Origin of the sequence: Longitalea arenae, assembly GCF_016924755.1 — a bacterium.
GTDB lineage: Bacteria > Bacteroidota > Bacteroidia > Chitinophagales > Chitinophagaceae > Niastella > Niastella arenae.
Genome location: NZ_JAFFJX010000001.1, coordinates 1,218,715 through 1,238,926, shown reverse-complemented (window position 1 = coordinate 1,238,926; position 20,212 = coordinate 1,218,715). Strand labels below are relative to the sequence as shown.

Sequence of the window (20,212 nt, the reverse complement as noted above, 5' to 3'; positions counted from 1 at the left end):
CATTCGGGCCAGTTGATGACAGCTAATCGGATGCTCGTCCAAGTGTATCTTTTAAAAAAAGCGCGAACTCTTTGGTGAGTCGTGCTCCTTTCATAACCAGATCCCAGTTACGAGATACAATTTCGCCAGTAGACTGAACTTCCCAACGGCGACGTTTTATGCTTAATTCTACTTTGTTCTCGCGAATCGGAAAGTCCTGTACACGAACTTCCGGATAAAACCCTTTGGAGTGAAGCGTTTGACCGACATATTCGGCCGGAGGTAGGTTCTTTTCTTCTAAAAATAAAACCAACCCTACTTTATCTTTTACAAAATGCGTTATATCAAAATATTCAAGTGTCCCTGCTGGTAAAAAATAGCCTAACAATTCTTTTTCCTGGTCCTTTTCCAATGTTTCTTGTCAGTTTTATTAGGCTGCAAAACAACAACTTTCTCCTAAATCCCCCAATTTTTCAACCTGATCCGTAACAACCTAATGACCTAACGATTTGACTTGATCCCATTTTTTGGCTTTTGCGAACAGGTTCGCAATACTTCAAAATGCAAAAAGCCCCGCACTTCGTGCGAGGCTTTTCGTTTTGTCGGGAGGACAGGATTCGAACCTGCGACCCCGTGGTCCCAAACCACGTATTCTACCGGGCTGAACTACCTCCCGATGATCTATCCAGCTTTTTACAAACTGCCAGATCGAGGTAAAAAATATCCGCCTTTGCACTTGCCTCGGCGGACACTCAGCGGAGAGGGAGGGATTCGAACCCTCGGTACAAGTTTAAGCTCGTACAACGGTTTAGCAAACCGGCCCTTTCGGCCACTCAGGCACCTCTCCTTTTCGGCGGGACGGCAAAATTAAGAGTAAATTCCCAAATAAAAATCAATTACATAGCTAAAAATTCAGATTGTTTTTCGCCTTTTTCCGGAAAAGCCCATGCCATCGCGCTGAAAGCGCCGTCCGAAGCGGATTATAGCCGTTATAGCCACTGACCCAAACTCCCCGCCGCCCAAACGATTCGCAGGAACGCAGTCAGCCATTACATAACTCGTTGATCCTTGCAACTACGGCGCAACTATGGCTGATCTACGGCTGATGTACGGCTGATCCTGGCTGCACCTATGGCTGATCTACGGCTGATGTACCCTTATGGTATCTCTGATGATGCCCGCACCTTCGGCTGATATAAGACTGGTGCCGGCTCCAGCTATGGTTGAGCTACGGTTATCAAAAACAAAAATCCCCCCGGTAACCGGAGGGATCATATCATATCATTTAAATCAGGTTATGTTTACATGGCGGCTAACTGAACCTTCTGCTGCAACTCCATCACACTCTCCCGGAAGGTACTATCGGTATCCATCAGATCCTTTACGGTTTGGCAGGAATGAATAACGGTGGTATGATCGCGGCCACCGAAATGTTCACCGATGGTCTTTAAAGAGTTTTTCGTGAACGCTTTGGCCAGGTACATAGTAATTTGCCGGGCCTGAACGATTTCACGCTTGCGGGTTTTCTGCAGCAATTTATCGTAAGGCACATCGAAATATTCGCATACCATTTTCTGGATGGTTTCGATGGTGATTTCTTTGCTGCTAGTTTTCACGAAATTACGGAGGACTCTTTTTGCCAAGTCAAGGTCAATTTCCCGCTTATTAAGCGAAGATTGTGCCAATAATGAGATCAGCGCCCCCTCCAATTCCCGCACATTACTATTGATATTATAAGCCAGATACTTAACTACTTCTTTGGGCATTTCCAAACCGTCATTCTTCATCTTCCGTTCCAGGATCTCAATACGGGTTTCATAGTCCGGCACCTGCAGATCGGCACTCAGCCCCCAGCGGAAACGGCTTAACAACCTTTCCTGAACCCCTTCCAGGTCTTTAGGCGGTTTATCTGAAGTCAGGATCAGCTGCTTGCCACTCTGATGCAAATGATTAAAGATGGCGAAGAAAGCATCCTGCGATTTTTCGGCCCGGTTAAAGAACTGTACATCATCAATGATCAATACATCGATCAATTGATAAAAATGTATAAAGTCATTGATCGCATTGTTACGGCTATGGTCCTGGAACTGGTTAATGAATTTTTCAGAGCTTACATACAATACCACTTTGTTAGGATGTAATCTCTTTGTTTCATTACCGATGCCCTGGGCAAGATGTGTTTTGCCCAAACCCACACTACCATATATTACTAAAGGATTGAATGAACTGGCGCCTGGTTTCTCCGCTACCGTTTTGCCTGCACGACGGGCCACGCGATTACTATCGCCTTCAATAAAATTTTCAAATGTATAAATGGGATTGAGCTGCGGATCAATCTGCATTTTTTTCAAACCCGGTATTACAAACGGATTCTTCACCGGATTATTTATAATGAGTGGAAAATCCATTTCATTACTTGAAAATGTTTTGTAGCCGTGTGTAGGAACATCCATAGTGAGCGGTTTGTTATTATGATTGCCACTATCAACCATGATCCGATATTCTAATCTGGCGTCCTTACCAAGTACTCTTCTTAATGTTTTTGCCAACAGGTTTACATAATGCTCTTCCAGGTATTCGTAAAAGAATTGACTCGGAACCTGAATGATAAGTATATTGTCTCTCAACTCTACTGGTTTAATTGGTTCAAACCAGGTTTTGAAATGTTGCCACTCAACAATATCCTTGATTATTTCCAAACAATTACTCCAAACTTTTTCGGACGTCTTAGCCATTATACTAGAAGCAGTTTTTTTATGTTGAGTTAAGTTCGTATTCATCTTTATTGCGCACTAGTGTCAACTTCACAGGAATGTTGGGGAATCTCAGAAACTTAAAAAGGGCGACGAATATCAAATTTTTTCACTGAAAAAAAAATTTTTTATTCACTAGTTTTTGACAATTCTGCACTCTGCCTGACCAATTATTTTATTTTATTTTTTACTGTCAAAATAATTCCTATCAATAACAATCTAATGCAATTATTATGCGCAAAACTTGTTACTGTTTACAACCTGTGAACACTCGCTAATACAAATTGTGAAACGCAAAAAGCAGCATCGTTTTCATTCGCTATTTGAGCAATGATGCTACGTAGTTTTGCGTCACTACCAGTATTAGCAGCGTCCATTATTTTATTATATGCCCCGGAAAATTTTTTTTTGTGCGGGCCTGCCGACCGTGAAGCGCCTGGTTTACATTGAACGGATTTTATCGTGTTGGTTTTGCAGGGAATGCAATTGAAGAAAGACAACAACGCAGTAGTATCAAAAAATCCTTTCTTCATATTATTTATTGGATGCTATTGAAGGTACAAATATTTTGATATGCAGAAAATATTAATCAGGTTTTTTTTATTTCTTGATCAAAATAAAAAAACAAATAACAACATTGCATTAACTGAAAAAAAGTTATAGATTATCATTTTACTGCATTAGCCTTAATTACACCTTTACTCATTAACAGTTGTAAGTAAAACAAATAAGGGCTCAAGGTATCTAGGTATTTTATCCAAAACAATAACACATACTGGTATATTTTCACACTCATCTACTATAAGCTTACTACAAGTAGATTCATTTATATATAATTATATCAGGCAATCAAAATTACTTGTTAAAAAAGTATCTGTTTTATCATTACAAAACGCTAAACAGCTTACACTACTTTAGCAACCTTTACCATAGTAAAGACTTGATACTTTTCTCCCGCCTTTAAACGTGGAACGTTTTTGTGAATCGTACTTGTTACCTTTGTGCTGCCAATAATTTTTAGGTTAACTACCTAACACTATGCAACAACGAATTACTTTGAAGCTGCTTCCGTCTGAAGCCGGCCTTGTATCTACCGTACAACAATACGCAGCGCAAACAATAGGTGTCGATACTGCCGCTATCACTGGCTACCAGGTCATTAAACGCTCCATCGATGCCAGAGGCCGCCAGCCCTGGATCCTGCTCACTATCCTTGCTTTTGTCAATGAGCCTTTCCAGGAACGTACTGTCAGGGAAACATTTTTACAGGATGTTTCAAAAGCAAAACACCGGGTGGTGATCATAGGCGCAGGCCCTGCCGGTTTGTTTGCTGCATTAAAGCTTATTGAACAAGGCATTAAACCCATTCTGCTCGAAAGAGGCAAAGATGTAAGGGCCCGCCGCAGAGACCTTGCCGCATTGAATAAAGAAGGCATCGTAAACCCGGAAAGCAATTATTGCTTCGGTGAAGGCGGAGCCGGAACATATAGCGATGGTAAATTATATACCCGCAGTACCAAACGTGGCGACGTAGAACGCATTCTGAATATACTGGTGCAATTCGGTGCACCGGAAAAAATTCTCTACGAAGCTCATCCTCATATTGGCACCAATAAACTCCCTGACATTATTACCGCTATAAGAGAACAAATATTGTCTTGTGGGGGTGATTTTTTGTTTGAACAAAAAGTTACCGACCTGCTGGTACAGAACAATACCATTTATGGCGTCACAACAGCAAGCGGCGATTCGTTTACTGCTGATGCAGTGATCCTCGCTACCGGCCACTCGGCCCGCGACATCTTTGAATTGCTTTACAATAAAAAGATCCTCATAGAAGCCAAGCCCTTTGCACTGGGTGTTCGTGTAGAGCATCCGCAAAGTATAATCGATACTATACAGTATCATTGTGCCCCCGGACAAAGCCGCGATGAATTTCTGCCGCCTGCTTCCTACAGCCTGGTGCAACAGGTAAATGAAAGAGGCGTTTTTTCATTTTGTATGTGTCCCGGCGGCATCATCGCGCCTGCAGCTACCAGCGAGGGTGAACTGGTGGTAAACGGATGGTCACCTTCGAAACGAAACAACCCATTCGCCAACTCCGGTATCGTTACTGCAGTTGAGCTGAAAGATTTTATACATTTCAGGAAGAACAATTCCCCTTTGTCGGGCATGTATTTTCAACAAGCCGTTGAGCGCAAAGCCTTCCAATATGGCGGTGGTAAATTTGTTGCACCGGCTCAGCGGATGATCGACTTTACTCAAAAAAAGTTATCAGCTACATTACCCGGCTGCTCGTATTTACCGGGCATAACTTCAGCGCCCCTCAATGAAGTATTGCCGCCCTTTGTTGCCAATGCCTTACAAAAAGCTTTTGTTGAATTTGGCCGGAAAATGAAAGGATATTTTACCAATGAAGCAGTACTGGTTGCTACCGAATCAAGAACATCGTCACCGGTTCGTATTCCCCGTGACCGCGAAACAACCCAACATCCGCAGATCAAGGGACTATTCCCCTGCGGCGAAGGCGCCGGTTACGCCGGCGGTATCGTGAGCGCGGCAATGGACGGACAACGGGTTGCCATCAATGCTGAACGCTTACTGCTCAATAAGGCTTAACGCCGGATGCGCAACGCTTAACCCATGATCTTACATGGCTGGCCAGGCTTTTTTCGTTTGATACGCTCTGCCGCTTTCCTAAAAAAGAACAAGGGGTACCGGGCGTTTCGCGCATTCCGCTTTTTGCGTTTCTGTCGTTCCCGCTTTTTGAATAAGCGTTTTCCATTCCATGTTAACATTTGTTAACCGGGGAATTTTTCCCTTTCTGGGGAATGCAAACTTCCATTCTGTGGAATAACGCCAGACAGAATTCCGATTTTTATAAGTTTCTAAACGGCAAACTATTTCAACTGTGCCCAGATATCACTTGTCAACTTATCAACCCTAGTCCTCTCTATCCTGTCCCTGCTTCGCTATTAACAATTTCTTCTCTATGAGTCTGTTCTTTTTGAACGCTTCCAGTTCTGCATGCAGTTCTTCCCTTTCTTTTTTCTTCTGCGGTGTAAGCAGGCCTTTGTTCAGGTTGGGGCAACCGGCATCTACCCAGCTCGTATACCAGAAGTCGGCCACCAGGTTGGCTGATCGTATCAATTGTTTATTGATGGTATTGCCTAATCGTGCACTGTACGCTTTGGCAAAGGCTGCGGTATAAGTCCTGTATTCTCTTCCATTCCGCATTTGCACGCGGTATTTCTCAGTTGTTGTAAACGATCGGGTCGCCGCTTTTTCTTCCTCAAACACACCTTTCAATAACTTATGCGACTGCCTGATGGTGCCCCAGATAACCCTTTCCGGATGTTTGAGGTAACGGGCTTTATGCCGGCTGCGCAAATCGTATTGCTGGATCTCTATTTCAGGGATCGTCGATTCCCATAAACTGTGCAGGCCCTTTTGATTCGTGAGCTGACCATCATAATTCTCTGTAGTATGCAGGGGCACATGTGCATCCGCTATATAATGGCCCAGATCGATGGCATAAAAAAGGATACTGTCTTTATTGCCGCTGCGGAAAGCCACCGTGAGCTTTTCTTTTATGGCCATTATATGATAAGGTAAATAACCCGCATTTGATAAGCTGTCTTTCCCATATTTTCTTACCGCCGCTGTCCATTGCCGTGGCATTTTCCAGGCAGCAGAATCACCGTATAACTCAAGGTCAATAAAATGCCTGGGCGCTTCCTCCTTGTCTTCACTCCGGCGCTGATCGGCCCTTACCGATCTTTTGACCACCTCGTTCATATTACGATGAAAAAAATACCGCATGGAAGGCGGCAGTTCGTATACTGCCAGCTGATGAATGGTACGGTGCCCCAGGAAACCCCAGCTGCTGCAAAGCAAGACGCTTGCCACCAGTAAACTTACGGCGATCCCCCTTTTCATAGAGTAAATTTGCGGCGAAGATGCACAAATAAAATCGCCCCCTGTAATAAATCTGTTTTTTTTGCTACTAATTAACGGTTTCACTACCTTTTGTTAACAGGTGCGCCACACTTACTTTATGAGCGGGGAGCAGGGTGGCACACCTGTTAGCAAATCCGCATTTTAATTAAAAGCTAACGTGCAATGAACCGACTGGAAGTTAAACATCTTAAAAAGTATTATACTTCGCAAAAAGCGGTAGACGATATCAGTTTCTCCCTGGCACCTGGCAGCATTTTTGGACTGCTGGGTCCTAACGGCGCCGGTAAGACCACGCTTATTCGAATGATCACCGGCATCCTGTTCCCCGACGATGGCCAGATCATCTTCAATGGACAACCGTTCAATCCGGACAACGATGTTGCCTATATCGGGTATATGCCTGAAGAAAAAGGACTGTATAAAAAAATGAAGATCGGTGACCAGGCCATGTATCTGGCGCAATTGAAAGGGCTTAGCAAGGCAATGGCGCTTGAACGGGTTAAACACTGGTTCATTAAATTTGAAATGCAAAGCTGGTGGAATAAGAAAGTAGAAGACCTGAGCAAAGGCATGCAGCAGAAATTGCAGTTCGTAACCACTGTATTGAACGATCCCAAGCTCATCATCCTCGATGAACCATTCAGCGGCCTTGATCCCGTTAACAGCAACCTGATCAAGGATGAGATCAATCAGCTCGCCAAAAATGGCAGCAGCATTATTTTCAGCACCCACCGCATGGAGCAGGTTGAAGAGATCTGTGACCACATCATCCTGGTGAATAAAGGACAAAAGATCCTCGACGGGTCCGTTACCAGCGTCAAACAACAATTCAAGGAAAATATCTTTTCCCTTGGGCTCGACAGCGATCCTGCGAGCACAGAGAGCCAGGCTTTTGAGGTGATCCAGGTAAAAGGACATCAGCTGATCCTGAGAATAAAAGAAGGTTATAAACCAAATGATGTATTGCATCATTTCCTGCAGCAACCGGTGGGCATTAACTCCTTCCATGAAATATTGCCTTCCCTCAGCGATATCTTTATCAAACTGGTAGAAGGCACTCCGCTTGCCCGGCAATTTCAAACAGCAAATGCTTAATACGATATTGACATGAAGAAGATCTTACTCGTTATACAACGTGAATACCTGGTTCGCGTCAGGAAAAAATCCTTTCTGCTCACTACCATTGGCGTGCCCATCCTCATCATAGCATTTTATGCCATTATGATTGCCATTGGCGCCAGCGGCGGCCCTGAAAAAAATAAAATAGCCGTGATCGACCAGGCCAGGCTGCTCAGTACAAACCTGGAAAAGTCGAAAAGCGATGCTTCAGAATATGTGTTCATCACCGACCAACCGGTTGACTCGCTGAAATTGAATTACAGAAAGCTGGGATATGATTACTTTTTATATATTCCGCCAATAGACATTACGCAAAAGGTGAACAATATTCAACTCTACAGTAAATCCACGGTATCGATCAGTCAGAAAAGCAAAATAGAAAAGGCCATCAATAATGCCATAGAGCTCAGAAGGCTGCAATCGGCCAATATTACCCGCGAACAATACCGCTCCATCAAATCAGATGTTTCTATAGAAAATATAACGGGTAAGGAACAAAAGAAAGGGGTTGCCGTGGTGGCCACCTTCGTTGCATTTGGCTGTGGTATGCTCATTTACGTGATCATGCTGATCTATGGCACCATGGTCATGCGCGGCGTCATGGAAGAAAAGATCAACCGTATTGCCGAAGTGATGGTAAGCTCGGTGAAACCTTTTCAACTCATGATGGGTAAGATCATTGGCATTGGCGCCGTTGGTTTAACCCAGTTTGCCATCTGGATCATATTAATGGCGGCGATAGGCTTTGTGCTGCCCTTCCCTTCTGTAGATCCCGGTATGATGGCACAGGGCGGACAAGCCCCCGGCATAGCAGAAAGCACCAGCAAACTGGCCTTGATTGGCGCCGGGTTAAAAACCCTGCCGTGGGGACTGATCATATTTTGTTTCATCTTTTATTTTATTGGCGGATACCTCCTGTATGCCTCCCTGTTTGCCGCGATAGGCAGCGTGGTGAGCGATGATCAGAACGAAGCACAGGCAATGGTGTTTCCGATCATGATGCCGATCGTTCTCGGCTTTGTGATCATGACAAAAGCCATCGCTGAGCCAAACAGTTCACTCGCCATTTTTGGCAGTATATTCCCGCTTACATCGCCTGTGGTGATGATGGGCCGCATCATGTATGATGTGCCCGTTAGCGAATTGATACTGTCGATGGTGCTACTGATATTATGCTTCCTCTTTTTTGGCTGGTTAACCGCCAAGATCTATCGCACGGGTATCTTGTTGTATGGTAAAAAAGTTACCTGGAAAGAAATGATGCGCTGGGCGTTTAGAAATAACTAGTTGCAGGTTACAAGTTCCATGTTACATGTGTTCCAGGGTTGGCATTTCCCTGTACCTTGCAACCTGTAACCTGGAACGCATTCACTTGAAACGATGAGCTTCAAGCTTCTTTTATGCTTTATTTTATTGCATTGGTAGCTCCGGAAATTATCAACCAGCAGGTACTGGAATGGAAGCACTATATGCTGGAACAATTCCAGTGCAGGGTGGCCCTGAAATCTCCGGCGCATATAACGCTTATTCCGCCTTTCCAGATGCCGGATGATGCCCGGCCCGCGTTGCAGGAACTGTTAATGGAATTTGCTGCAGCCCAACAACCCTTCCCCATCCGCCTGCATAATTTCGCTGCTTTTAAACCACGTGTGATCTATGTGGATGTAGTACCTAGTGCCCGCCTGGAAGACTTACAATCAAAGCTGGAAACAGCTGTTCTAAAAACCGGGCGCTTCCGTATCAAAAAGGAAGAGCGCCCCTTCCATCCGCATGTTACCATTGCCAACCGCGATCTCAAAAAAGAAGACTTTCCCAAAGCCTGGGCTTACTTTCAACAGCTTAAGTATGACGTTAGCTTCCCTGCACAGGCCATCTCCCTGCTGCGGCATAACGGCCGGGTCTGGGAAATAGCCGGCGATTCTCCATTGGGTGTTTAATCGTTAAAAAAAAGAAAAGGAATTAAAAAGTTCTACCTGCATGCAACAATTTACGAAATGTATCGTATTTTTATACGAAGGACGTCGTAATACAAACTTTAAACTTAACACCATGAAATTGAATCCACCACTTATCCGCTGGGGTTCCCTGGCCTTGCTTGCCGTGGCGACCATTGTTACGCTGGAAGCATTTAGCGGCAATCAGCTGCCTCAGCCGGCCACTGCCAATAACATCGAGGATACGGTGCCTAAGAGAAATAAAATTACCCGCGAAGAAGGCATCAATCGTGACCTCGACAAAGAGTTAAGAGGCCTGGATAAAGCCCAGGAGCAGCTGCAAAAAATGAAAGAAAAGGACTGGGATGAGATCTCGCGGCAGGTGGAGGAATCGATCAGCAGGATCGACTTCGAAAAGATCCAGCAGCAAGTAGAGCTTGCAGCAAAACATATTGACTATGAAAAGATCAACCGCCAGGTGCAGGAATCGCTCCGGAAAATTGACTTTGCGCAAATACAACGGAGCATTGAACAATCACTGGAAGAAGTAAAGAAAATAGATAAGGAAGAGATCAGGCGCGAACTGGAGAAAGCCCGCAAACAGGTTGATGAGGCTTTGAAAAATGAGGACTGGAAAGAAGAAGTGAAAAAGGCCCGCGAGTTCAATAAAGAAGAAGTGAAAAAAGAACTCGAAAACGCCCGGAAGGAAGTGGCGAAAGCAAGGGAAGAAATAAAGCGGCAGAAATTCGATTTCAGGAAAGAAATGGATAAAGCGCAGGTGGAAATTAACAAAGCCAAAACTGAAACGAAAGGCTACCAGGAAATGATCTACGATATGGAAGCCGCCGGCTTACTGAACACGAAAGAAGATTATACCATTGAATATAAAAACGGCGACCTGTTCATCAACGATAGAAAGCAGCCGCAGGCACTTGCCGATAAATATAAAAAGTACTTTAAGCATAAAACTATAGCCATAAAAAAACAAGATGGTCAAATGGAAATTGATCATTAGATCTTTCGGATACACATTAGACTAGTGATTTTCTCATAAGGCGGAGCTGTTCCCAGTTCGGCCTTTTTTGTTGCCGGTTACCGGTTACCAGTTACCGGTTGCCAGTTACCGGTTACCAGTTACCGGTTGACGGTTACCGGTTGCGGTCGCAAACTGTTACAGGGTACATGTTTCAGGTTAAGGGCCCTGATTTCAGGCTTCACAACAACCAACCCCGTGTAACCTGAAACCTGTAACATAAAAAAACCGCTTCAATGAAGCGGTTCTTTTTATTAATTATTTGCACCCAGCCTCAGCCTTCCATCATGCGCATGAAGGGATGAAAAACATCGCTTTCATCTTCGAGGCGTATATTCGAAATATCGAAGTTCATTTTCAGGGAAACACCTTCTTTGATAATGATCCCTTCGCGGCGGGTTGTTTTGTAACCTTTCTTTTCCAGCACAATGATCACTTCCCCCAGCGGCATTTGAGGCACTTTAAAATTGCCCGCCGCATCGGTGGTGAATTCTTTTTTCTCCTGTCCTTTAGATGTGGAAATAGAAACGGTTACCCCTTGTAAAGGTTTTTTCGTGCTGGCGTCAGCTACGCATCCCTGTAATACAGGCTCAGTCGATTTACGATTGCCGTTATCGCCGTTAGCTTTGGCTAGTAAAGAAAGAGGCAATAACGCTGCAAGCAACAGGTAAGTTTTTTTACCCCTCATAAAAAATTAGTGTTTAAAAGGTTGGCAAACCCAAACATCAGCTGCCATCAGTTTTCATACGGGACCAAATACAAAGACACAATGCAGGTGCACAATGTTGCATTCCTAACCTGAAGGTACTTAAATTATGAAGAATTTACCCAGTTAAGTGTTATTTCGACTGGAAAAATTTACTCACGATTCCCCCAGATCGATCTCAGTATTATCGCCAATATTCAGACTGCGGCTTTCACCTTTTACCTCGGTATCGCTACCGATGAGAGAATTCGTTAATACAATATCGTAGAGGTCTGCAAATGAACCAATAATAGAATCTTTAATTATTGAATAACTGATCGTGGTCTTTTCGCCAATGGTAACGTTGGGACCAATGATGGAATTTTTAATATCGCAGCCTTCAGCAACGCTAACGGGGGGAATGATGATGGTGTTTTCAAAATTGTGATCGGGGCTAATGATGCCGCCAAACTTTTTTAGCAAAGTGGCGTTCGATTCCAGCAGCGTATCTTTTTTGCCGCAATCGAACCAGTTCTGCACTTTGAAAGGCCTGAACCGGGCGCCATGCTGGATCATACACTCCAGGGCATCGGTGATGCTGAATTCGCCGCGGCTCATCACCTGGTTGCGGATATTACTTTCGAGGCAATTGAATAGGAAGGATGTTTCTTTAATGCGGTAAATGCCCACCAGCGCCATATTCGATTTGGGGATCTGTGGTTTTTCCACTACCCGGGTAATGAACCCGTCTTCCCCCAGTTCTACCACTCCGAAATCGCGAGGATCATCTACCCGTTTAACGCCGAGGGCCGAACAGGGCATATCGAGCAGTTCCTTTACATCATATTCACAAATGGTATCGCCCAGTACGATGAATATTTCGTCATCGGCCACTATGTCCTTGGTAAGTTGAATGGCATGGCCAATACCGTGGCGTTCGCTCTGGGTCACAAACCAGGCTTTCAGATCAGGATATTTTTCTTTCACGTAATCCTGAATTTTATCGCCCAGGTAACCAACAATAAAAACAAATTCATTGATGCCTGCTTCGCGTAACTGGTCAACAATGATGCTAAGTATGGTTTTACCGGCCAGGGGTATTAGTGCCTTTGGTTGTGTATACGTATGCGGTCGCAGTTTGGTACCTGCTCCAGCTACGGGAATAATTGCTTTCATTTGAAAAATATTTGTTCTTCATCCGCCTTTGGCGTAAAACAGCCAGGCTTCTTAATGCCGCCCATTTCTTTTTTTCAAGCCCGCAAAGCACTGATTATTTCCTGAAAAACAAGTGGTTTGTTTTTTCAAAGGCGTGAAAATAGTAAAAAAAATTTTACCAGCGTTTGTTAGTTGGAAAACCGGTTACCGGGTACCAGATACCGGTTGCCAGATAAAAGTTACCTCAAAATGAGCGTTACAGGTTACAGGTTTCAGGTTCCAGGGGTTTACGTTCACGGCTCGTCACAACCTGCTACCTCGCGGGTCAGGCCTGCTTTCGAGAAAACTTGCAACCTGAAACTTGTAACTTGGAACTTGTAACTTATTTTTGCGCCATGCAAAAAGATACGCTCGTTTTTGACCTTCTTAAAAAGGAACTTGAACGTCAAAGAAATGGAATAGAACTCATTGCTTCCGAAAATTTTACTTCCTACCAGGTAATGCAGGCCATGGGCTCTGTACCTACCAACAAATACGCAGAAGGCTATCCCGGCAAACGCTATTATGGTGGTTGTGAAGTGGTGGATGAAATTGAATCACTGGCCATCGATCGCCTGAAAAAGATCTTCAATGCCAGCTGGGCCAATGTGCAGCCCCATGCAGGCGCCCAGGCGAATGTTGCGGTATTTTTAGCCTGCTTAAAACCGGGCGACAAGATCCTGGGGCTCGACCTGAGCATGGGCGGTCACCTTACGCATGGCAGTCCGGCCAACTTCAGCGGCAAGAACTACCAGGCATTATTTTACGGCGTTCAAAAAGAAACCGGTTTGGTTGATTACGATCAACTGGAAGCCGTAGCCAAAAAAGAGAAACCCAAAATGATCATTTGCGGTGCTTCTGCCTATAGCCGCGACTGGGATTATAAACGCATCCGGGCGGTTGCCGACTCCATCGGCGCCCTGGTAATGGCCGATATAGCCCACCCCGCCGGTCTGATTGCCAAAGGCTTGCTGAACGATCCTTTTGATCATTGTCATATAGTAACTTCTACTACCCATAAGACCCTGCGCGGTCCCCGCGGTGGTATCATCATGCTGCGTCATGATTTCGACAACCCGCTGGGCATTAAAGATCCGAAAGGAAATATCCGCCCCATGAGCGCCCTGCTCGATCTGGCTGTTTTCCCTGGTATGCAGGGTGGCCCGCTGGAGCATGTGATCGCCGCCAAAGCAGTAGCTTTTGGTGAAATTCTTACCGACGAGTTCAAAGCCTACGGTGAGCAGATCATTAAAAATGCCCAGGCGATGGCTGCTGCTTTTGTAAAACGCGGTTACAACCTCATCAGCAATGGTACCGACAACCACCTAATGCTCATCGACCTGCGCAACAAGAACCTTACGGGTAAAAAAGCGCAGGAAACCCTCGATCTGGCACATATCACCCTGAACAAAAACGCGGTGCCTTTCGACGACAAGAGCCCATTCGTTACCAGCGGTATCCGGGTAGGCGTTCCTGCCATCACCACCAGAGGTATGAAGGAATCGCATATGGAAACCGTGGTAAGCATGATCGATAAAGTATTAATGGATACTGATAATGAGGCTACCATCAAGGCTGTAAAGCAGGATGTACATGCCTTTATGCAACAGTTCCCGCTGTATCCTGAATTAGGATAAGCCAGGGAAGTGATGCATTATCGTTATTCAATGGTTAGCGTTTTATAAGACCAGGTTACCAGTTACCGGTTTCCAGTTTACCGGGGAATACAGCTTCAAAGCCCGGCAACCGGCTACTGGTAACCGGTAACCATTTTCATTGAAAGCAATAAGATACTTATTGTATTACTGACTACTACTAACAACGCACAACAATTAACCCATGATCCAACGTCTACAATCTGTTTGGTTATTACTGGCTGCCGCAGCTGCATTCTGCAGTTTAAGGTTTTCGTTCTACAGTGGCAATATGATCGCGGAGAATCAGACCAAAGCCTTTGCTTCGTTAACCGCACAAAGCAATTTGCTGCTGCTGATCCTAACAGCAGGTGTAGGCATCACTTCGCTCATTGCTATCTTCTTATACAAGAACAGGAAGTTGCAGATGCGGCTCGTGCTCGTAGCCCTGTTAGTTTCTATCATTAACCTCGTACTGTTCTTTTTAGAGACCAAAAAGTTTGTTCCAAACGAAGGGAAATTCGACCTCACGGCCATCTTTGCCATCTTCATTCCGATACTTTTATTCTTTGCGATAAGAGGCATCCGCAGGGATGAAAAACTGGTGAAGAGCCTTGACCGGTTAAGATAAGTCACGTTGCAGGTTGCAAGTAACAGGTTGCAGGGACCAGTTACAAAGTATCCGATTCCCTGAAAGCTAAACTTGTAACGGTTGCTAAAGAGAGATGGCGCCAATAAAAAACTATTTCCCTAACTCCAACTCATACGCAACAAACTTTTTTCCATCTTTCAACTGCGTAGTGATCACTTTTACGCGGATCGTTTGGGTGCCATTACTGTATAAAGTATGCTGGGCTTCCTTGAAGTCATACTTACCGGTCGTTTGATAGTTATTGGCCAATAACCAGGCGGCTATCCGCTGGTATTCTTCTTTATTATAGGTACGGTAGGTGATCAACCTGCTTTTATAACCTCTTGCAGTAGCATCCATAAACATAAATGACCGCACTACCGCCCTGCCATCTTCCTGTTTGTCGAACCAGGAGTACTGGTAGAGCGAACTGGTGGAGTCAAGATCTTTCTGCATCAACAGGTAACCATCCTTCTTTAAAGTTGTATCAATTCGCTTTGTGTTCCAATCGAGCATATCGATCAGCTGCGGCACCTTCACGGCCTGTGATAATGCATTGACACTAATGATTATCAACAAAAAAGAAATTATAAATTTATTCATTCAATGTGCTATGGTTTTGCAAAGTAAGGGTTGCAAATGCTTTTGTTGTGTTAAAAAGATAGCAAAGCGACGGTGAAAATCGGTTAGCCAATTTGGTAAAATCCGCAATGGTCTCACTATCACAATTTAATCTTGTAAATGATTTTGAAATCTGAGGATTTTTATTACCTTCGGCTTCATATCCATCCCCTAGAGAATAAAAGAGCGTAAAAATTTATTCGTATTAAACCATCTATTGGTTTTTTCTCCCTACGTAGTAGCATCCAATATCTGTTAGAATTTCCTACCTGTTGCATTTTCCCTGTTTGAATCACATTTTGATTTTAATCCATATCCTTTTAAATCCCACCGGTATAGGTATTTTGTTTACTTCAAATTTTTCCACTCCTGTTTAAAGCCCTGGCAATCTTACCTGGCGTAGGTTGCTAACCGTTATCCGTGTGTTTATTCAAACAGCGGCAAGGCAATGTATTTTTTCTGAACCAAATAAATGTATGTATGAAAAAGTTTTACCTCTTATCATTGGCCTTCATGGCATTTTTTGCAACCACTAAAGCCCAGATCAGCACTGGAGTGTGCCCTGGCGGCTCACCCATTTTTATAAGGAACATTCAATTCGTTACCAGTTCTGGTCAAACCTATTGCATTATAATCCTCGATAATACCTGGCCTGACGCAGAGGTTGTTGTTCGTGGTAAACAGGGCGGCACAGATGTAATTATCCCTTCACTTGCCCCCGCTCCTTCCGCTGATGGTGTATGGAGAACAGGAAATGACTCATCACTGGTATACCAATATGACTGCAATACCTATTTTGCAGAGAAGATAGAAGTTAGCAAATTCGGCCAGGGTACCTGCACTACCATTATTCCTCCCCAGGCTCCCCTGCCTATCAAGCTTACTGGTTTCACCGGCAAATTACAAAGCGAAAGCACAGTTAGACTGGATTTCACTTCCACTTTAGAGATCAACAGCGCTGAATACCAAATTCAAAGAAGCGCCGATGGTAAGAACTTTACCACCGTAGGCACTATTAAAGCCGCCGGCAGCTCTGCGCATGATATCAAATACAATTTCGTTGATCAACTGCCTGCAGCGGGTGATTATTTCTATCGCCTGAAACAGGTTGATATCGATGGTTTCTTCGAATATTCAAAAGTGGTGTATGTGAACAGCAGAAAAGGCGCTGGCATCGTTACGAAAGTATTCCCAAATCCTTTCGTGAGTGAAGTACAATTGATCGGTGCTACATCTGCCGACCTGAACAAACAAGGCAATATCAGAATATTCAATATGTCGGGTCAACAGGTCAAGTTCCGCATCGTTGGCGCCAATGCCATTGCCATTGATCCAAGCGCCCCTAAAGGTTTGTACTTCCTGGAATTCAATAACAATAATTTCAAGCAGACCTTCAAACTGGCTAAACAATATTAATCCTCAGCCCCTTAAAGGGGGCGCATAAATTCATAAAAAAGGAGCATCTACCACAGCAGATGCTCCTTTTTTATGTGTTATAAACTAAAGGCTGAAAGCCAAAGGCAAAAGGCATAAAGTCGAACGCTCCGGCAACCGGTAACTGGCAACCGGTAACTGGTAACCGGCAACCCGCCCCTATCAACTAAGAAACCTGCCCGTATAACTCTCCTTCACCTTCTTCAATCCCTCCGGCACACCGGCATATACGATCTGGCCTCCGCCATCGCCCGCTTCGGGACCAAGATCAATGATCCAATCAGCGCTTTTGATAACATCGGTGTTATGTTCAATGACCAGTATCGAATGGCCCTGCTCAATCAATGCATTGAATGAAGTGAGCAGTTTTTTAATATCATGAAAATGTAAACCGGTAGTAGGCTCATCGAAGATGAACAGGATATGCCCCTGGCCCCGCCCCTTGCCCAGGAAGGAAGCCAGTTTCACACGCTGCGCCTCGCCGCCCGACAGGGTATCGGATGACTGTCCGAGTTTTACATAACCCAGGCCCACATCGCTTAAGGGCTTTATCTTGCTAATAATGTCTTTCTCGTCTTTAAAGAATTCCAGTGCTTCATCTACACTCATCTCCAGCACTTCATACACGTTTTTCTCTTTATAGGTCACTTCCAGTACTTCTTCCTTGAATTTTTTGCCCCCGCATACTTCACAGGTAAGATGCACATCAGCCAGGAACTGCATTTCAACAATCTGTTCGCCCTCCCCTTTACAGGTATCGCAACGGCCACCGTCTACATTAAACGAAAAATGCTTGGGTTGAAAACCACGTATTTTGCTCAGGGGCTGTTTGGCATACAGGTCGCGCACTTCATCCCAGGCTTTTATATAAGTGACCGGGTTACTACGCGATGATTTGCCGATGGGGTTCTGATCGACCATTTCTATCTGGGAGATATAGTCAATATCGCCTGTGATGGCTTTATGCAGACCCGTTTTATCAACCGGCTCCCCTTTCAGTTTTTTCAAGGCCGGATACAGGATCTGTTTCACCAGCGTTGTTTTGCCACTGCCGCTTACCCCGCTTACCACACATAACAGGTTGAGGGGGAAGCTGACATCTACATTCTTCAGGTTGTTCTGCCGGGCGCCTTCAATGCCAACTGAACGGGTCCATTTGCGAACGGTTCGCGGCACCTCAATTTTCAGATCGCCGCGCAGGTATTGACCCGTAAGACTTTTATCATTATTAATAATAGCATCATAATCGCCCTGGGCTACCACTTCGCCGCCAAGGTGCGATGCCAGTGGCCCCATATCGATAATATAATCTGCTTCGCGCATCATCATTTCATCGTGCTCAACGACTACCACGGTATTGCCCAGGTCGCGCAACTCTTTTAATACCCTGATCAACCTTTCGGTATCGCGGGAGTGTAAGCCAATGCTCGGCTCATCGAGTATATATAAGGAATTGGTAAGATTGCTGCCCAGGGAGCGCGTTAATTGTATCCGCTGGCTTTCGCCACCGCTTAATGAATTGGCCAGGCGGTTGAGGGTCAAATAACCCAGGCCCACATCGAGCAGGGTCTTTAAGCGATGATTGATCTCAATCAATATTCTTTTAGCTACCTGGGTATCGTATTCGCTTAATTGCAGATCGGCAAACCATTGCGATAGTTCCACCACGGGCATTTCACAGAGCTCGCCAATATGTTTGCCGCCTACTTTTACGTATAAGGCTTCTTTGCGTAAGCGATAACCGTTACAGTCAGGACATTGGGTCCTGCCGCGGTACCGCGATAACAGTACCCGGTATTGCACTTTATACAGGTTCTGTTCAACTTCTTTAAAGAAATCGTTAATGCCGTTTACGAAGGCATTGCCCTCCCATAATACCTTATATTGCTCTTTGGTAAGATCAATAATGGCTTTATGAACGGGGAAATCAAACTTGCGGGCGCCCCTGATGAACTGGTCTTTCCAGGCCCCCAGTTTCTCCCCTTTCCAGGGAGCCACTGCACCTTCATATACGCTTAACCGTTTATCGGGTATCACCAGGTCTTCATCGATCCCCAGCACCTGGCTAAAACCTTCACAGGTAGGGCAGGCGCCAAACGGGTTATTAAAGGAGAAAAGATTAGGCACCGGTTCTTCGAACTGCATGCCATCGAGCTCGAAGCGGTTGCTGAAATGGAGTTTAGTGGCGCCATTCACTTCCAGCATTAATTCGCCCTCCCCTTCATAAAAGGCAGTGCCGATGGAATCAGCCATGCGATGGCGGTCATCCTCATCAAAAGCCTTTACTACCAGCCGGTCAACCAGCACATAGGTTTCGCCGGTGAGTTTGGGGCCATTGCCCTTTTCGCCGGCGGCGTCAATCAATTCTTCAATGCGGAGGATCTCACCGTTATATAAGCGGGTAAAGCCTTTTTGCATCAGGATATTCAGCTCTTCGAGCGGCTTACGGTTCTTATGCTGTTTGAAAGGGATCAGAATTAGCACTTTATCGCCGGCAGGCCGGTTAGCGATGGCCTCTATTACATCATTGACATCGTCTTTTTTCACTTCGCGCCCCGAAACGGGGGAAATGGTTTTACCGGCACGGGCGAATAACAGCCGCAGGTAATCGTAAATTTCCGTCATACTCCCCACGGTAGAACGTGGGGTACGGGTAATTACCTTTTGCTCTATCGCAATGGCCGGGCATAATCCCTTGATAAAATCCACATCGGGTTTTACCATACGGGCCATGAACTGCCTCGCATAAGCACTAAGGCTTTCTGCGTACCGGCGTTGCCCTTCGGCAAATAAAGTATCGATGGTGAGAGAAGATTTGCCTGAACCCGACACCCCCGTGACCACTATGAATTTATTTCGCGGTATTTCAACCGATATATTCTTGAGGTTATGCACCCGTGCTCCCTTTATATATATATTATCTGACCCTTTGAGCACCGGGTTTGCTACCATGTTAGCCTTTGTTGACGCTGCCATAATTTAAAAGACAACAAATTTATTGTTTTGTTTGAGGATTATTTTAAATAGTTTCCTTAACGGTTATTGGGTAAAAAAATCTAAAAATTGCTTAAAGTTTGCTTTTTTCGAAAAAGTCTCTATCTTTAGTTGGTAATTTGTACAATAAATCTGAAAACTAAACACACCGCCTATCGCGCAATCACTTCTACTCAGAAAAGCCATTCAATTATAAAAATCCATTTTAATTAATATCCTATCACCTTCAAAAAACCGTAGA

General features: G+C 44.8%; 16 protein-coding genes and 2 tRNA genes. 8 read left to right on the top strand and 10 right to left on the bottom strand.

Annotation, left to right across the window (positions count from 1 at the left end; genetic code table 11):
* Window positions 1-22: 22 nt before the first annotated feature.
* The 5 genes from JT717_RS05075 to JT717_RS05055 all read right to left on the bottom strand — a co-directional run bounded on the left by JT717_RS05075 (window position 23) and on the right by JT717_RS05055 (window position 3,265).
* Complete coding sequence (locus JT717_RS05075) at window positions 23-391, bottom strand: ISAon1 family transposase N-terminal region protein (RefSeq protein WP_205509076.1); 369 nt, start codon at window positions 389-391, stop codon at window positions 23-25.
* A gap of 190 nt (window positions 392-581) precedes the next feature.
* Window positions 582-655, bottom strand: a tRNA-Pro gene (locus tag JT717_RS05070).
* Between the two features lie 80 nt (window positions 656-735).
* Window positions 736-826: transfer RNA gene (locus JT717_RS05065), tRNA-Ser, on the bottom strand.
* Window positions 827-1,280: 454 nt separating this feature from the next.
* Window positions 1,281-2,714, bottom strand: a complete 1,434-nt coding sequence (gene dnaA, locus JT717_RS05060) for a chromosomal replication initiator protein DnaA (RefSeq protein WP_205509075.1) — start codon at window positions 2,712-2,714, stop codon at window positions 1,281-1,283.
* A gap of 272 nt (window positions 2,715-2,986) precedes the next feature.
* The gene (locus JT717_RS05055) at window positions 2,987-3,265 is read right to left on the bottom strand and encodes a hypothetical protein (RefSeq protein WP_205509074.1); all 279 of its coding nucleotides are present in this window, start codon (window positions 3,263-3,265) and stop codon (window positions 2,987-2,989) included.
* Window positions 3,266-3,770: 505 nt separating this feature from the next.
* Here JT717_RS05055 and JT717_RS05050 point away from each other — a divergent pair.
* Entirely contained in the window at window positions 3,771-5,351 is a 1,581-nt protein-coding gene (locus JT717_RS05050; RefSeq protein ID WP_205509073.1) for an NAD(P)/FAD-dependent oxidoreductase, read from the top strand.
* Window positions 5,352-5,675: 324 nt separating this feature from the next.
* Here the strand turns inward: JT717_RS05050 and JT717_RS05045 are convergent, their stop codons facing one another.
* Window positions 5,676-6,671, bottom strand: a complete 996-nt coding sequence (locus tag JT717_RS05045; RefSeq protein WP_205509072.1) for a zinc dependent phospholipase C family protein — start codon at window positions 6,669-6,671, stop codon at window positions 5,676-5,678.
* Between the two features lie 183 nt (window positions 6,672-6,854).
* On the opposite strand from JT717_RS05045, the gene JT717_RS05040 reads away from it, so the two are divergent.
* From JT717_RS05040 to JT717_RS05025, 4 genes are all read left to right on the top strand, one after another.
* Window positions 6,855-7,787, top strand: a complete 933-nt coding sequence (locus JT717_RS05040; protein ID WP_205509071.1) for an ABC transporter ATP-binding protein — start codon at window positions 6,855-6,857, stop codon at window positions 7,785-7,787.
* Window positions 7,788-7,799: 12 nt separating this feature from the next.
* Window positions 7,800-9,098: an ABC transporter permease gene (locus JT717_RS05035; RefSeq protein WP_205509070.1), complete on the top strand. Its 1,299-nt coding sequence runs from the start codon at window positions 7,800-7,802 to the stop codon at window positions 9,096-9,098.
* Window positions 9,099-9,211: 113 nt separating this feature from the next.
* On the top strand, window positions 9,212-9,748 hold the full coding sequence (thpR, locus tag JT717_RS05030; RefSeq protein WP_205509069.1) for an RNA 2',3'-cyclic phosphodiesterase: 537 nt from the start codon (window positions 9,212-9,214) through the stop codon (window positions 9,746-9,748).
* 112 nt (window positions 9,749-9,860) lie between these two features.
* Window positions 9,861-10,760: a hypothetical protein gene (locus tag JT717_RS05025; protein WP_205509068.1), complete on the top strand. Its 900-nt coding sequence runs from the start codon at window positions 9,861-9,863 to the stop codon at window positions 10,758-10,760.
* Window positions 10,761-11,052: 292 nt separating this feature from the next.
* Here JT717_RS05025 and JT717_RS05020 read toward each other — a convergent pair whose 3' ends face one another.
* Window positions 11,053-11,466, bottom strand: a complete 414-nt coding sequence (locus JT717_RS05020) for a carboxypeptidase-like regulatory domain-containing protein (protein ID WP_205509067.1) — start codon at window positions 11,464-11,466, stop codon at window positions 11,053-11,055.
* Between the two features lie 174 nt (window positions 11,467-11,640).
* A complete protein-coding gene (locus tag JT717_RS05015; protein ID WP_205509066.1) occupies window positions 11,641-12,639 on the bottom strand; it encodes a sugar phosphate nucleotidyltransferase in 999 nt (332 codons plus the stop codon).
* A 374-nt stretch (window positions 12,640-13,013) separates the two neighbouring features.
* Here JT717_RS05015 and glyA point away from each other — a divergent pair, with 374 nt between their 5' ends.
* On the top strand, window positions 13,014-14,294 hold the full coding sequence (gene glyA / locus JT717_RS05010) for a serine hydroxymethyltransferase (RefSeq protein WP_205509065.1): 1,281 nt from the start codon (window positions 13,014-13,016) through the stop codon (window positions 14,292-14,294).
* A gap of 202 nt (window positions 14,295-14,496) precedes the next feature.
* On the top strand, window positions 14,497-14,922 hold the full coding sequence (locus JT717_RS05005; RefSeq protein WP_205509064.1) for a DUF4293 domain-containing protein: 426 nt from the start codon (window positions 14,497-14,499) through the stop codon (window positions 14,920-14,922).
* A gap of 111 nt (window positions 14,923-15,033) precedes the next feature.
* Here JT717_RS05005 and JT717_RS05000 read toward each other — a convergent pair whose 3' ends face one another.
* Entirely contained in the window at window positions 15,034-15,525 is a 492-nt protein-coding gene (locus JT717_RS05000) for a hypothetical protein (RefSeq protein ID WP_205509063.1), read from the bottom strand.
* A gap of 498 nt (window positions 15,526-16,023) precedes the next feature.
* Between JT717_RS05000 and JT717_RS04995 the strand changes: the two genes are divergently transcribed.
* Window positions 16,024-16,959 (top strand): T9SS type A sorting domain-containing protein, encoded by a 936-nt coding sequence (locus JT717_RS04995; protein WP_205509062.1) that lies wholly within the window; start codon window positions 16,024-16,026, stop codon window positions 16,957-16,959.
* A gap of 180 nt (window positions 16,960-17,139) precedes the next feature.
* On the opposite strand, the gene uvrA is transcribed toward JT717_RS04995, so the two are convergent.
* Window positions 17,140-19,953, bottom strand: coding sequence for an excinuclease ABC subunit UvrA (uvrA, locus tag JT717_RS04990; protein WP_205509061.1), 2,814 nt, complete (start codon window positions 19,951-19,953; stop codon window positions 17,140-17,142).
* Between the last annotated feature and the right edge of the window lie 259 nt (window positions 19,954-20,212).

What these genes read in the sequence shown, in the direction of transcription:
- dnaA (WP_205509075.1), bottom strand. Translation starts at nt 2,714, where the DNA reads ATGGCTAAGACGTCCGAAAAAGTTTGGAGTAATTGTTTGGAAATAATC.
- JT717_RS05055 (WP_205509074.1), bottom strand. Translation starts at nt 3,265, where the DNA reads ATGAAGAAAGGATTTTTTGATACTACTGCGTTGTTGTCTTTCTTCAAT.
- JT717_RS05050 (WP_205509073.1), top strand. Translation starts at nt 3,771, where the DNA reads ATGCAACAACGAATTACTTTGAAGCTGCTTCCGTCTGAAGCCGGCCTT.
- JT717_RS05045 (WP_205509072.1), bottom strand. Translation starts at nt 6,671, where the DNA reads ATGAAAAGGGGGATCGCCGTAAGTTTACTGGTGGCAAGCGTCTTGCTT.
- JT717_RS05040 (WP_205509071.1), top strand. Translation starts at nt 6,855, where the DNA reads ATGAACCGACTGGAAGTTAAACATCTTAAAAAGTATTATACTTCGCAA.
- JT717_RS05035 (WP_205509070.1), top strand. Translation starts at nt 7,800, where the DNA reads ATGAAGAAGATCTTACTCGTTATACAACGTGAATACCTGGTTCGCGTC.
- thpR (WP_205509069.1), top strand. Translation starts at nt 9,212, where the DNA reads ATGCTTTATTTTATTGCATTGGTAGCTCCGGAAATTATCAACCAGCAG.
- JT717_RS05025 (WP_205509068.1), top strand. Translation starts at nt 9,861, where the DNA reads ATGAAATTGAATCCACCACTTATCCGCTGGGGTTCCCTGGCCTTGCTT.
- JT717_RS05020 (WP_205509067.1), bottom strand. Translation starts at nt 11,466, where the DNA reads ATGAGGGGTAAAAAAACTTACCTGTTGCTTGCAGCGTTATTGCCTCTT.
- JT717_RS05015 (WP_205509066.1), bottom strand. Translation starts at nt 12,639, where the DNA reads ATGAAAGCAATTATTCCCGTAGCTGGAGCAGGTACCAAACTGCGACCG.
- glyA (WP_205509065.1), top strand. Translation starts at nt 13,014, where the DNA reads ATGCAAAAAGATACGCTCGTTTTTGACCTTCTTAAAAAGGAACTTGAA.
- JT717_RS05005 (WP_205509064.1), top strand. Translation starts at nt 14,497, where the DNA reads ATGATCCAACGTCTACAATCTGTTTGGTTATTACTGGCTGCCGCAGCT.
- JT717_RS05000 (WP_205509063.1), bottom strand. Translation starts at nt 15,525, where the DNA reads ATGAATAAATTTATAATTTCTTTTTTGTTGATAATCATTAGTGTCAAT.
- JT717_RS04995 (WP_205509062.1), top strand. Translation starts at nt 16,024, where the DNA reads ATGAAAAAGTTTTACCTCTTATCATTGGCCTTCATGGCATTTTTTGCA.
- uvrA (WP_205509061.1), bottom strand. Translation starts at nt 19,953, where the DNA reads ATGGCAGCGTCAACAAAGGCTAACATGGTAGCAAACCCGGTGCTCAAA.